General features: G+C 59.4%; 14 protein-coding genes. 13 read left to right on the top strand and 1 reads right to left on the bottom strand.

Annotation, left to right across the window (positions count from 1 at the left end; all coding sequences use genetic code 11):
- The first annotated feature begins 219 nt into the window (after positions 1–219).
- Both AC13RM_RS02540 and AC13RM_RS02535 read left to right on the top strand, forming a co-directional pair.
- Entirely contained in the window at positions 220–720 is a 501-nt protein-coding gene (locus AC13RM_RS02540; RefSeq protein WP_285172568.1) for a YciE/YciF ferroxidase family protein, read from the top strand.
- Positions 721–937: 217 nt separating this feature from the next.
- Complete coding sequence (locus AC13RM_RS02535; RefSeq protein WP_374817612.1) at positions 938–1,369, top strand: NUDIX hydrolase; 432 nt, start codon at positions 938–940, stop codon at positions 1,367–1,369.
- A gap of 195 nt (positions 1,370–1,564) precedes the next feature.
- On the opposite strand, the gene AC13RM_RS02530 is transcribed toward AC13RM_RS02535, so the two are convergent.
- The gene (locus AC13RM_RS02530; RefSeq protein WP_285172566.1) at positions 1,565–1,768 is read right to left on the bottom strand and encodes a hypothetical protein; all 204 of its coding nucleotides are present in this window, start codon (positions 1,766–1,768) and stop codon (positions 1,565–1,567) included.
- 203 nt (positions 1,769–1,971) lie between these two features.
- Between AC13RM_RS02530 and AC13RM_RS02525 the strand changes: the two genes are divergently transcribed.
- Genes AC13RM_RS02525 through AC13RM_RS02475 form a run of 11 tightly spaced genes read left to right on the top strand, consistent with a single transcriptional unit; the run spans position 1,972 to position 13,493 of the window.
- Entirely contained in the window at positions 1,972–2,640 is a 669-nt protein-coding gene (locus AC13RM_RS02525; protein ID WP_440479147.1) for a cytochrome c3 family protein, read from the top strand.
- A gap of 4 nt (positions 2,641–2,644) precedes the next feature.
- Entirely contained in the window at positions 2,645–5,596 is a 2,952-nt protein-coding gene (locus AC13RM_RS02520; RefSeq protein WP_374817606.1) for a TAT-variant-translocated molybdopterin oxidoreductase, read from the top strand.
- The gene (gene nrfD / locus AC13RM_RS02515) at positions 5,593–6,930 is read left to right on the top strand and encodes an NrfD/PsrC family molybdoenzyme membrane anchor subunit (RefSeq protein ID WP_374817603.1); all 1,338 of its coding nucleotides are present in this window, start codon (positions 5,593–5,595) and stop codon (positions 6,928–6,930) included. Before AC13RM_RS02520 ends, nrfD begins: the two co-directional genes overlap by 4 nt.
- Positions 6,923–7,483, top strand: coding sequence for a DUF3341 domain-containing protein (locus tag AC13RM_RS02510; protein WP_374817601.1), 561 nt, complete (start codon positions 6,923–6,925; stop codon positions 7,481–7,483). The genes nrfD and AC13RM_RS02510 overlap by 8 nt, the downstream gene beginning before the upstream one ends.
- A complete protein-coding gene (locus AC13RM_RS02505) occupies positions 7,480–8,013 on the top strand; it encodes a c-type cytochrome (protein WP_374817599.1) in 534 nt (177 codons plus the stop codon). Before AC13RM_RS02510 ends, AC13RM_RS02505 begins: the two co-directional genes overlap by 4 nt.
- Entirely contained in the window at positions 8,010–9,056 is a 1,047-nt protein-coding gene (locus AC13RM_RS02500) for a hypothetical protein (protein WP_374817597.1), read from the top strand. The genes AC13RM_RS02505 and AC13RM_RS02500 overlap by 4 nt, the downstream gene beginning before the upstream one ends.
- Positions 9,053–9,457, top strand: a complete 405-nt coding sequence (locus AC13RM_RS02495; protein ID WP_374817595.1) for a hypothetical protein — start codon at positions 9,053–9,055, stop codon at positions 9,455–9,457. Before AC13RM_RS02500 ends, AC13RM_RS02495 begins: the two co-directional genes overlap by 4 nt.
- A complete protein-coding gene (locus tag AC13RM_RS02490; protein WP_374817593.1) occupies positions 9,454–10,260 on the top strand; it encodes an SCO family protein in 807 nt (268 codons plus the stop codon). The genes AC13RM_RS02495 and AC13RM_RS02490 overlap by 4 nt, the downstream gene beginning before the upstream one ends.
- The gene (gene coxB, locus AC13RM_RS02485) at positions 10,257–11,198 is read left to right on the top strand and encodes a cytochrome c oxidase subunit II (RefSeq protein WP_374817591.1); all 942 of its coding nucleotides are present in this window, start codon (positions 10,257–10,259) and stop codon (positions 11,196–11,198) included. The genes AC13RM_RS02490 and coxB overlap by 4 nt, the downstream gene beginning before the upstream one ends.
- On the top strand, positions 11,195–12,865 hold the full coding sequence (locus AC13RM_RS02480) for a cytochrome c oxidase subunit I (RefSeq protein WP_374817589.1): 1,671 nt from the start codon (positions 11,195–11,197) through the stop codon (positions 12,863–12,865). The genes coxB and AC13RM_RS02480 overlap by 4 nt, the downstream gene beginning before the upstream one ends.
- Complete coding sequence (locus AC13RM_RS02475; protein ID WP_374817587.1) at positions 12,858–13,493, top strand: cytochrome c oxidase subunit 3; 636 nt, start codon at positions 12,858–12,860, stop codon at positions 13,491–13,493. The genes AC13RM_RS02480 and AC13RM_RS02475 overlap by 8 nt, the downstream gene beginning before the upstream one ends.
- The last annotated feature ends 3 nt before the right edge of the window (positions 13,494–13,496 follow it).

The following is a 13,496-nucleotide window of genomic DNA, read 5'->3' as shown; positions in this document are numbered from 1 at the left end:
AAGGAGAAAACATCATGGCTTCCCAAGGTGGATCGCATGAACAGCATGCAAGGGCGGACCAGCAAAACCACAAGAATTTGTAATCGAATTCGGAAGGGCTGTTGCCGGTATCTTTTCCTGCAGGTGCATTGAATCGGCCGTGCGAACCAGCGCACACAAAAACCGACGCATCTGCGCTGCTTCAAAATGATCTTTTCTCAAAATGTTGGAGGACTCCAAATGGCATCCGAGAAGACTTTGAATGATCTCTTTCTGGAAACACTGAAAGACATCTACTATGCCGAGAAGCAGATTCTTAAGGCATTGCCAAAGATGGCACGCGCGGCCCAGGCGGAGGAGGGCAAACAAGGTTTCCTTCATCACCGTGATGAAACCCAGGGCCATGTGGAACGCTTGGAGCAGGTATTCGAACTCCTGGGGAAGCCGGCGCGAGGAAAGACGTGCGAAGCAATCCAAGGCATCATCGCCGAGGCCGACGAGATCATCGAGGAATTCAAAGGCACGCCGGCGCTCGATGCCGGTCTCATCTCTTCGGCGCAGGCCGTCGAGCACTACGAAATTGCCCGCTACGGCACCCTCATTGAATGGGCCAAGCAACTCGGTCTGAAGGATGCCGTCACCCTCCTGCAGCAGACGCTCGCGGAGGAAAAGGCGACGGATCAGAAGCTGACGAAACTCGCCGAAACCGCAGCCAATGCGAAGGCCAGGAAGGCCGCATAAAACACGGCTGCATTTGATCTTCGATGCGTTGCGGAAGCAGCGCATCGTCAGAGGACGCCCAGTCACGGATATGCCTCGTGCGATAGCATTGGGGGGAGCTTGTCGGTTTCGATATCATGCCGGGCCTATGGGCCGGTAAGTTAGAGGTGCCATGTCAAACCGCCGACCCCATCTTGCGCGGCTTGCGCCGCATATAGAGACCATCGCTGCCGGAGATATGGCCGAGCAATATGGTGCGCTATGCTTTCGGCATCGCGACGATAATTCGCCTGAAGTGCTGCTTATCACCACACGCGAGACCAAACGATGGATGATCCCGAAGGGATGGTCGATCAAAGGGCTTGATGGCGGTCAGGTGGCGGAACGCGAAGCCTGGGAAGAGGCAGGTGTCAAGGGCAAGGTCAAAAAGGGAATATTCGGGTATTTCACATATTTGAAGGTGCTGGCTGACCGGCAGACGATACCGTCAGTGGTCGAAGTTCACCTGCTTGAAGTCAGAAAACAATCCGGAAAGTTTCCTGAAAGCGGGCAGCGGACGATCGAATGGATGGTGCCGGAAGAGGCAGCCCGCCGCGTGCGCGAACCTGAACTGAAGGGACTGTTGATGCGCTTTGCGCTGGAGGATGCAAGGCCTGCAGATATTGATTGAGCAATAGCTGCAGGCATCGTCTCAAGCGACCATACAATTTCGCCGTGGGCCGATCTCGTAAGCCTTGGTTTAGGCCGAGGTCGAATCCTTCTCATCGTGGCCGATCGGAAGCTTGCGCCATTTGGGACAGGGCTGAGTTTCGCGCGAACCTATTCCTGGCAGTTTTCGTGGCGGCGTCATGGCCCGGCGGCGTCGTCAATCGTCACCCTTCTGTTTCAGGGCGTCAGACACGCGGCGCTTGCGTGGATGATCGATATTTTCGCCATGGGCATCGCGCGCTTTTTCACCGCCATCCTTGGCCGGCAAATATCCAGCCGGCTTTGAGCCAGCCGGTCCCTCCCATCGCGGGGATTGATCCGTCGTTCCTGGTGCGCCTTCATGAGGTTGCTGATGTTTCATAGCCAGGCCTCCTTTAGGATGTATTTTGCGGCCGTCGCGGCAGTGACGGGTCCGCCTTCGTCCTTAAAACCGCCTGCGGTCCGTATTGTTCCTAGCAAAATGGGAAAGGGACGTGCCGTCTGGGGACGGCACTACAGATGGGTGGAACTTTCAACCCCGGTTTTCGTTTGACCTCATTGCGAGGGCGAATTCAGGGGAATTCCGTGGCGCAGATCTTTACGGCATCGGCTGATACGAGGTTGCGCGCGTCCCTGCTTGTTGCCGCCATCCTGATATTTCTGATCGTCCTGTTTGTCGGCGGATATGCGAGTTCCAGCTATGGCACCCTGGTCGGCTGGGTGCAGGATCAGCCGGTTCCCTTCAGCCATGAGCACCACGTGGCAGGTCTCGGTATCGACTGTCGGTATTGTCACACCTCCGTCGAGACAAGCGCCCGCGCGGGATTGCCGGCGACGTATATCTGCATGAGTTGCCACTCGCAGATCTGGACCGGCGCTGGCATGCTGGCGCCGGTCCGACGCAGCCTCGCGGCCAATGTGCCGCTCACATGGAACCGCGTTAGCCGGTTACCCGACTATGTCTACTTCAACCATTCGATCCATGTTGCCCGCGGCGTTGCCTGCGTGATCTGCCACGGGCGGGTTGATCGGATGCCGCTGATGTCCCGCGCGCAGCCCTTCCAGATGCAGTGGTGCCTGGATTGCCATCGAAATCCGGCGCCCAATCTGCGCCCGCCTGATCAAGTGACCCGCATGGACTGGTCCGACTGGGACGCCAATCCCGAGCAACACAAGGATTTCGGCGCGCAGGTGGTGAAAGCCTATGGCATCGAACCGAGGAAACTCATCCAATGCAATATCTGTCACAGGTGATCCGATGATAGTTCGTCCGGTTCAAAAAGACACGGTTCGCGAGCGGCTAGTCGGCAAGACGGGGAGGCATTTCTGGCGGGCATTGGAGGAGCTTGCCGATACCGAGGAGTTTCACCGGTTTTCCAGGCGCGAATTTCCGATGATGCACAGAAACGGTATCACGTTCGACCGCCGCACACTTCTCAAGATCATGGCAGCATCGCTTGCGCTCTCCGGGCTTTCGGCTTGCAAGGGCGAAGAGGACGAGGAGGCGCTTCCCTATGTCGAAGCCCCGGAGGGCGTGACTGTTGGAGTTGCCAAATGGTTTGCGACTGCCGTGACCTTTGACGGCTATGCGCAGCCTGTCCTCGGCAAGACCTTCACCGGCAGACCGGTCAAGCTGGAAGGCAATCCCGATCACCCCGTATCGGGCGGCGCCACCGATGCCTTCACGCAGGCCTCACTCCTCGGTCTCTACGATCCCGGTCGCTCGCAAACACCGCTTCATCTGGGCAAGCCCGCCGATTGGGACGCATTCGATGCCGAGATGGCGGCGAAAGCTGATGAGCTGGACAACACTGAAGGGGAGGGGTTCCGGCTGCTGACCGCACCTTTCAGTTCGCCGACCCTGCGCCGCCAGATCGAGGCGATGATGCAGCGGTGGCCAAAGGCACGCTGGCATATCTGCGATCCATTGCCCAACACGGCGCGATTGAACGCCACGCAGCACATTTTCGGTCGTCCTCTGGAGCTTCAGCCGGCATTCGCTGCCGCCGAGACCATCGTCAGCCTCGATGACGATTTCCTCGGCCCCGGTCCGTGGCAGACGCCATATGCCCGTGCCTTTGCCGATCGCCGGCGGATGCGCCAACACATGCGGGGCGCGAGCCGGCTATTCGTGGCCGAACCGACACCTTCGGCCACTGGGGCGGTTGCCGATATGCACCTTGTCGCCTCACATTCGGGAATGGATCGCCTGCTGCGCGCCATAGCCGCCCAGATCGGTCTCACGGGTTTGGGGGATGTCAGCTTCGCTGACCACGAGCGGCAATGGGTGATGGCTGCCTCATCCGCACTTCAAGCATCCAAGGCCAATGGCTTGCTACTGATCGGCGCCCATCATGGAGACGATCTTCAGGCACTTGCTTTGCTGATGAATGAGAGATTGGGAAGTCTCGGAAACACGCTTCGGTTCTCGGAGCCGGTCAATGCACAAGCGCCGGACGGCTCGCGATCGCTCGACATTCTGACCACCGACATGAACGCCGGCAAGGTGTCGACACTTGTGGTCGTCGGTACCGATCCCGCCTATTTTGTGCCGGCCGATCTCGCCTTCCGCGATGCTTTGCAGAAAGTGAAGCTCCGCATTCACGCCGGGCTCTATGTCGATGAAACCGCTTCTCTTTCGCATTGGCATGTGCCGCTTCAGCATGATCTTGAAAGCTGGAGTGACGCGCGCGCTGTCGACGGCAGCGTGACATTGATCCAGCCGTTGGTCCGGCCGTTCTACGCGGTGCGTGCAGCGCATGTCGTGCTTGAAACACTGATGGGCCGCACGTCGAGCGATAGAGATCTGGTGCAGCAGACCTGGCGCGCGGCCTGGGCTGGGGAGTTCGACGAGCGCTGGCGCGACGCCCTTTATCGCGGCTTCGTTTCGGGCAGTGCCGCACTGTCGCTCATCCCCACCGTGCTGAACCGCGCGGTCCCGCAAGCTGCGCCGGATGCCTCTTCCGGCCTGTCGCTGGTCATCCGTCCGGATGCCGGTGTCTGGGATGGCACGCTCTCGGAAAATGCCTGGGCGCAGGAGACGCCACGGCCTCTGACCAAGATCACATGGGGTAACGTGATCCTTGTCAGCCCGCAACTCGCATCAGAACGGCAGCTGGAAAACGGCGCCGAAGTCAGATTGACGGCGGGAAACGCTTCTATCCAAGGGCCGGTCTGGATCATGCCGGGCCAGGAAGCCAATACGATCACCATTACGCTCGGTTATGGACGCAAGCTGAAGGATTCCATAGCTGCCGGTCTCGGCTATGACGCCTACGGTCTGCGGCGATCAACGGATCCTTGGTACATCACCGGTGTTGCAATCGAGCCAACGGGCAAAATGTTGCAGGTGGCAACGACGCAATTACACCAGGCGATCGACGGTTTCGATTTCATCCGGACGGTGGAGATCGGCCAGCTCGGCCCGCAGTCCCGGCCGGATCACAAGCAAAAGCCGCCATCGCTCTACCCGGACAGGCCGATATCGGATCCGTCCTGGGGCATGTCGATCGATCTCGATCTTTGCATCGGCTGCAATGCCTGCGTGACCGCCTGCCAGGCTGAAAACAATATTCCGGTGGTCGGCAAGGAGCTTGTCGCCGAAGGACGGCAAATGCATTGGTTGCGGATCGATCATTACCGTGAAGGGGATGTGACGGCGGCGAAGTCCTATTTTCAGCCGGTCCCCTGTATGCATTGCGAGCAGGCGCCCTGCGAGATGGGCTGCCCCGTCAATGCTGCGGTCCATAGCATCGATGGCCTGAACCTGCAGGTCTATAATCGCTGCATCGGCACACGAACCTGCTCTTCCTACTGTCCCTATAAGGTGCGCCGTTTCAATTGGTTCGACTTCACCAGTGACGATGCGGAGTCGGTCAAAGCCATGCGCAATCCGGATGTGACGGTGCGCAGCCGCGGCGTCATGGAAAAATGCACCTATTGCGTCCAGCGTATCGCCGAGGCACGGATCGTGGCCGACAAGGAGGGCCGGCCGATCCGCGATGGCGAGATCGTTACAGCCTGCCAGCAAGCCTGTCCGACACAGGCGATTACCTTCGGCAATGTTGCAGACCCCAATTCCGGCGTCAGTCGGCTCAAGGCCGGTTTCCGTGACTATAGCCTGCTCGAGGAAGCGAACACCCGGCCGCGAACGACCTATCTCGCCCGGATCGAAGATCCGTCCCTCGGAAAGACGGAGGCGGCGGGATGAGCGAGAAAATTCGCAAACGGGACGCTGCAGCCGCGGAGCGGATCACGCGGATCCCGTTGAAATATCCGGCGCCTCGCGCATGGTGGATATGCTTCGCATTTTCCCTGCTCCTGCTTTTATCCTTTGCGGTTTCGGCGACGGTGCTTCTCATTTCCGGTGTCGGCGTCTGGGGCAACAATATCCCCGTCAATTGGGGTCTGGCGATTGCCAACTACATCTGGTTCCTCGGCATCGGGCACGCCGGGACGTTGATCTCGGCAATGCTGCTTCTATTGGGTGCTCACTGGCGCAATTCGCTCAACCGCTTTGCCGAAGCGATGACGCTGTTTGCCGTCATCTGCGCCGGGCTCTATCCGATCCTGCATCTTGGCCGGCCATGGTTCTTCTACTGGATCGCGCCCTATCCCAATACGATGACGATTTCGCCGCAGTTCAAAAGCCCGCTGAGCTGGGATTTCTTCGCCGTCCTGACCTATCTCACTGTTTCCATACTGTTTTGGTATATCGGTATTATTCCCGATCTCGCGGCAGTGCGCGACCGCGCCAAGCGACGCTGGCAGCAGGTGATTTATGGGCTTGCGGCGCTCGGCTGGCGGGGGTCTGCCCGGCACTGGGCACGATGGAACCAGGCCTACAGGCTGACGGCGGCGATTGCCGTTCCGCTGGTGGTCTCGGTTCATTCGGAAATTTCGCTTCTCTTTGCCGCCGGGCCGATACCGGGTTGGACCTCCACGGTCTTCCCGCCCTATTTCGTGCTGGGGGCCGCCTTTTCCGGTTTCGCCGTCGTCGCCATGATCGCGGTCGTACTGCGCCACGCCCTCGGTCTCGGCATGCTGGTCACCGACCGCCATCTCGACCTGCTCGGACGCTTCCTGCTCGCAACCGGCCTGATGACGGCCTACGGCTATGTCGCAGAAGTGTTCGACAGCCTTTACGGCGGCGAATTGCAGGATGTGGGAACCCTGACGGACCGCCTGGTCGGCGCCTATGCCTTCAGCTATTGGGGCGCCGTCATTCTGAATTTCCTACCGCTGCAGCTATTGTGGCTCGAAAGCGTCAGACGCCAGCCGCTCATGCTCTTTCTGATCGGCCTGTCCGTCACGATCGGCATGTGGTTCGAGCGCTATATGTTGCTGACGACGTCGCTATATCGCGACTATCTGGTTTCCTCCTGGGGCGAATATCATCCCAGCATATGGGAATGGGGCCTTTATGCGGGAATGCTCGGTGTCTTCCTGACACCGTTCCTTCTCTTCGTGCGCTTCCTGCCTGTCATCTCCACGTTTGAAGTGGAGGAAGCTTTACGCGAGACGGGGGATTTGAGGCATGCGTGAGCCGCGTCCCGGAGGAGATCTGTTTGGGCTGCTGGCCGAATTCGACAGGCCAGAGCGTCTGATCGAGGCGGTGAAACACGCGCGGAAGGCGGGCTTTATCGTCATGGAAGCATACTCGCCCTATCCTGTTGAAGAACTGACGGAGGCGCTCGGCTTTAAGGAGAACATCGTGCCGTGGCTGACTTTGGCAGGCGGTATCTTCGGCGCAGCGCTCGGCTACGGGCTGCAATTCTACACCAACTACGCCTATCCGATCGAAATCGGCGGTCGTCCGCTCTATCCCTGGCAGTCCTTCATGCTCATCACCTTCGAACTCACGGTTCTTTTTGCCGTGCTTTCGGCAATTTTCGGCATGTTGCTTCTGAATCGCTTGCCGCGGCTGCATCATCCGCTTTTCGACATAGAGGCGTTTCAGCTCGGGCAGTCCGACAAGTTCTTTCTCATCATTCTGAGTAACGACGAGCGCTTCCATCCGAAGCGCACCCGCACCTTCCTCGACATGCTCGATCCGGTCAGCGTGGAAGCCGTCGAGCATACGGAGCAACCGGAATGAGGTGCCGCCTTCTCATTCTTGCGCCGATGCTTCTGCTTGCCGGCTGCGACGACATGAACCATCAGCCGCGCTATGATTCCTACGAAAAGAGCCGGCTCTTTGCCGATGGCAAAGCCTTGCAGGCGCCGCCGGATGGAACGATCGCACGGGACGATCTTCAGAATGCGCAGGCGCTTGCCGATCGTCCCCCGATGAATATCGAGCTTCTCCGGCGCGGGCAGCAGGAATTCGGCATCTATTGCACGCCCTGTCACGATGCTGCCGGCTACGGCAATGGCACGGTGCCGGCGCGAGGCTTTCCCCATCCGCCGAGTTTCCACATCGACCGACTGCGACAGGCGCCATCGCGTTATTTCGTCGAGGTGATCTCCAAGGGCCACGGCGTGATGTATTCCTATGCGGATCGCGTTTCTCCACGGGATCGCTGGGCGATCGCGGCCTATATCCGGGCGCTGCAGCTAAGCCAGGGCGCCAGCGTCGCAGGCCTGCCGCCGGAGGATCAGGCGCAGCTGAAGAGGGTGGGGTCATGAGCCGGGTCGAAGCCATGCCGACCCGCTTGTTGGCGCTGAGCGGCGTCATCTTCTGCATCGCGGCTCTCGCCCTGGTGCTGGTCGCGCCTGCGTCCGCCTTGCTCGGCTGGCTTTCCGCGCTGGTCTTCGTAAGCGCGCTCCCGCTCGGTGCGCTTTGTCTGGTCATGATGATGCGCATCATTCCGGGGATCTGGCGGCATGATCTCGATCACGCGGCGAGATCGTCGCTATCGCTGCTGCCGCTTGTGCTGATCGCCTGGCTGCCGATCCTGTTCGGCCTGTCCTTCGTCTATGAATGGGTGCGGCAGCCTCTATCCGAACCCTTCAAGGCGATCTACCTGACGCCGCTATTCTTCGATCTCAGGACCCTGTTCATTCTCGCCGCCGCATACCTGCTTGCGCAGGCACTGTTGCGCAGCCAATCTCTATCCGTTGCGGTCGGCGGACTCATCGGTTTCGTCCTCCTGCAGGAAATCCTGGCGACCGATTGGCTGATGTCGCTCGACCCGCACTTCCACTCCTCCGGTTTCGCGCTTTATGTCCTCACCGGCCAGATGTTGACTGCGCTTGCCTTGCTGGTGCTTCTAAGCTTGGGGGAGGGTGGTGTCGCGAAACCGAGCGTGCTCGGTGCGCTCTTGATCACCGCCATCCTTTTCTGGGCCTATCTAGCGTTCATGCAATATTTCATCATCTGGTCGGGCAATCTGGTTCAGGGCGCTCTCTGGTTTCAGCGCCGTGGCACGGGCATCTGGTCCTTGGTCGAGCTCTCGATTGCCTTCCTGCATCTGACGCCACTTTTCCTTCTGTTCTTTCCGCCGATCCGGCGATCCAGACGATGGCTGATCGTTCTGATATCGATCATCCTCGCGGGGCGTTTGCTGGAATATGCGTGGCTCATTCTGCCGCAGCTGACGTCGCATCTCGGCTATGCGATCGCAGCCTATGGCTTGTCGCTTGGCGGTCTTGCGCAGATCACGCTTGCCATTCTTTCCCGCGCAAGCAAGGTCGTGCACCGGCTGACCACGGCGGCGGAGGCTTCATGATGACTGCCTCGCTTTCCAGAAAGTCGCGGCGGCAGAAGGCGTCGCCGCAATTCGAACCGAAGGATGTCTCGCCGCGGCTGGTGCTTTGGGTGACGTTTGGTCTTTTCCTCGGCATGGGTCTTTCTGTTCTCCTTGTCTTTGGCATTCTGTGGTGGATGAGGCCGAACGCCGCCCCGCCGCAGACGGGGTTCGGGTCCAGGCAAGCGGAGCCAGGCCCACGCCTTGAAGTGTCACCATCCGTCAATCGCGATCTGCTTCAACGGCAGGCGGAACAGCGTCCCGGGGGGTACGGCTGGATCGATCGTAAGGCCGGGACGGCGCATATTCCGATCAACAGGGCCATGGCCATTCTGGCGACGCGCGGCTGGCCGGACCGTGATGAGCGGGAGGAAACGCAATGAGGACGGCCGCATTCACGCTGGCTCTTGCCTTGCTTCTCGGCGCCGGCGAGGCGCACGCGGCGGCCTTCGATCCGTTCACGGCGACAGGGATCGATCAGAAGCCGGATGCCTCCATCCCCCTCGACCAGCCTTTCCGTGACGAGGCGGGTCGCCTCGTCACTCTTCGGCAGCTCGGAGGCGGCAAGCCGATCCTTCTCGCGCCTGTCCTGCATAATTGCCCCAATATTTGTGGCGTCACCCTATCGGGTCTGATGGAGGCCGTTGAAGGGCAATCATTTCGACCAGCCACCGACTTTACGATTGTTGCCTTCGGCATCGATGCGCGTGAGGGCCCGAAAGAAGCTGCGGCCTCGATCGATCAGTTGAAGCACCGCTTCCCCTCCCTCGCGAAAAATGGCGTGCATGCGCTGACGGGCGAGGCGATCGCCATTCATGCCATGACCGAAGCGCTCGGTTATCGTTACGCCTGGGATCCCGACATTGGCCAATATGCCCACGATGCCGCCGTTGCCGTCTTGACACCGGACGGGAGGTTAAGCCGCTGGCTTTACGGTCTGGCGCCGACGAGCCGAGACCTGAAACTGGCGCTCACCGAGGCCGGCGAGGGCCGGATCGGCCGCTGGCGTGACCAGCTTCTGGTACTGTGCTATCACTATGATCCATTAACCGGGCGATACTCATCCCCCATTCTAATGGCGCTTCGCCTTGCATTCGGCCTCACCGTGATCGTCGGTGCCGGCCTGCTTGCTCTCGGGCTTGTTCGTGACCGCCGGTCGAAAGAGACCGGGGGGAGGGCGCCATGAATTTCATTCCGCTCTGGCCGTCCGGCGCGTCGGCCTATAGTCACCAGATCGACCTGCTCGTCATTGCCTTCACCGTGCTGATCGTGGCGCTGTCGGCGCCCGTATTCATCTTGCTCCTCGTCTTCATCGTCAAATATCGGCGCGGCAAGGAGGCCGATCGCAGGCATGCTCCGAACCGCAACATTCCACTGGAGCTTTCCTGGACTATCATCCCATTTGTTGCCCTTCTCGGCTTTTATATCTGGTCGACGGATCTCTTCGCCAGGCTCTATCGTCCGCCAGCCGACGCCATGCAGGTCGACGTCGTTGCCAAGCAATGGATGTGGAAATTCCAGCATCCCGAAGGACAGGCCGAAATCAACGAACTGCATGTACCGTCTGGTCAGCCGATCAAGCTCATAATGGCGTCGCAGGATGTCATTCATAGCCTCTTCATCCCGGCTCTGCGCATCAAACAGGATGTGGTGCCAGGGCGATATACGTCCAGCTGGTTCGTAGCCGACAAGCCGGGCACCTATCGCATTGCCTGCTCGCAATATTGCGGCAGCAACCATTCCGAGATGACCGGCAGTTTTATCGTCATGAACCCCGCCGACTATGCCAAATGGCTGTCCCTGTCCTCGAATGACGTTAGCCTTGCCGCGGAAGGGGCGACGCTCTTTCGCAGCCGTGGCTGTAGCGGCTGTCACGATCCGGGAGCGTCGGTGCGAGCGCCCTCTTTGGCCGGCATCTACGGCAATCCGGTGCCGCTTCAATCGGGAGAGATCGTCACTGCCGATGACCAATATATTCGCGACAGCATTCTGCTACCGCAATCGAAGGTCGTTGCCGGCTATCAGCCAATCATGCCGACGTTTCAAAACGTCCTGAGCGAGGAGGATGTCATGAAGCTCGTCGCCTATGTCAAATCGCTGAAGCAGGCGGGGGTGACACAATGACCGGCGTCGCTGATCCCAAGCTTGAAGAGGCAAATGTCGGTAGAGGCGGCTCGACGGAGACTGTGGCGCAGCGCGTCAGCTACCTGCGCGCCGGGCATAGTCTCAAGTCTTGGCTGCTGACGACGGACCATAAGCGGATCGGCGTTCTCTACACCCTCTCCATCACATTTTTCTTCTTCATCGGTGCGGCCGCGGCCGCGCTGATCCGGCTCGATCTGCTGACGCCGGCGGGAGACCTAATGACTAATGAAGGCTACAATCGCGCCTTCACGGTCCATGGTGTGGTCATGGTATGGTTCTTTCTCATCCCATCCATCCCCAACACCTTCGGCAATTTCCTGATCCCGTTGATGATCGGCGCGAAGGATCTCGCTTTTCCCAAGCTGAACCTGCTGAGCTGGTATATCTACATGCTCGCCGGGTTGTTTACGGTGTTCGTTCTGATCGCAGGCGGGGTCGATACGGGATGGACATTTTACACGCCCCTTTCGACGATGTATGCCAACGGCAACGTGATCCTGGCCGCAAGCGCTGTGTTCATCGTCGGCTTTTCCTCGATCCTCACGGGATTGAACTTCATCGTCACGGTTCACACTCTGCGCTGCCCCGGCATGACATGGGGCAGGCTGCCGCTTTTCGTCTGGTCGATCTATGCGACATCGCTGATCCTGGTGCTGGCCACGCCAGTGCTGGCGATCACGCTGGTGCTCATTTCGCTGGAACGGCTGTTCGGGCTCGGCATATTCAACCCGGCGATTGGTGGCGATCCGCTGCTGTTCCAGCATCTCTTCTGGTTTTACAGCCATCCGGCCGTCTATATCATGGTCCTGCCCGCCCTCGGGGTAGTTAGCGAACTTGTTGCCGCCGGTGCCCATAAGCCGATCTTCGGCTATCAGTTCGTGGCCGGCTCTTCGATCGCGATCGCGGCCCTCGGCTTCTTCGTCTGGGGCCACCATATGTTCGTCTCGGGGCAATCGCTCTATGCGAGCGCGGCCTTTTCCTTCCTCAGCATCGCAGTGGCGATTCCCTCCGGCGTGAAGGTTTACAACTGGACGGCAACGCTGTTCAAAGGCCACATCTCGCTCGATCCGCCGTTTCTCTTCGCCATGACCTTCATCGGCCTTTTCGTTTTCGGCGGATTGACGGGCCTGATGCTCGCCATGCTTGCAATCGATGTCCATGTGCACGACACCTATTTCGTGATCGCGCATTTCCATTACATTATGGTCGGCGGAACGATATCGGCCTTCTTCGGCGCGCTGCATTACTGGTGGCCAAAGATCGTCGGACGCATGTATTCGCTGGCCTGGGGGCGGGTCACGGCGATCTTCTTCTTCATTGGATTCAACCTGACATTTTTTCCGCAATTTCTGCTCGGCTATCTCGGAATGCCGAGGCGCTATCATGTCTATCCGCCGGAGTTTCAGGTGCTGAACGTCATTTCAACTGGCGGCGCTGCGGTTCTTGGGGTCGCCTATGTCATGCCGTTGATCTATCTCATCTATTCGATGCACTGCGGCAAGCCGGCGCCCAACAACCCCTGGGATGCGACCGGATTGGAATGGACGACGCCCTCGCCGCCGCCGAAGCATAATTTCGAGGCATTGCCCGTCGTCGATCGCCCACCTTACGACTATGAGATCGAGATGAGGGACGAACATGTCTGACACAAGGCCCGTCACCGACCCATTCACCGATCCCCTTCAGCAGCATCGTGCAGCGATGATGGGGATGTACGTCTTTCTCGGCAGCGAAATCATGCTCTTCGGCGGCTTGTTCTGCGTTGCCGCTGCTGTGCGTCTGGCGCATGCGCCCGAGGTCGTCCGCGCCTCCCATGCCCTGCATTTTGGGATTGGCGGGCTCAATACTGCCATCCTGCTGACTTCAAGCCTCTTCGTCGCCTTGGGCGTGGAGAGCGCTAAGGAGGGCCGTGCCAAAATCACGGCCCGTTGGCTGGTTGCAGCCGCCGCCCTCGGCTCGGCGTTCCTTACGATGAAAGCCTACGAATACCGCATGGAGTTTACCGAAGGGCTGCTCCCGATAGAGGGCTTGCATTCCCGCTATGCGGACGACGTTCAGCATCTCTTCATGAATCTCTATCTCATCGCCACCGGCCTACATGCGGTGCATCTGTCCATCGGCATCTTGCTTCTGATCGCGCTATCGTTTCGCTTGGCGTTCGGCTCGATCAAGCTGCCGGAGCGGGCGATTGTTCTCGTTACTGCTGGCCTCTATTGGCACCTGGTCGATGTGATCTGGGTCTTCCTCTATCCTGTATTCTATCTTGCGAGATGAACC

It is taken from the genome of Martinezella sp. CNPSo 3732, from assembly GCF_057784515.1.
The sequence above is the reverse complement of the archived record's forward strand: the minus strand, read 5'-3'. Positions and strand labels throughout refer to the sequence as shown.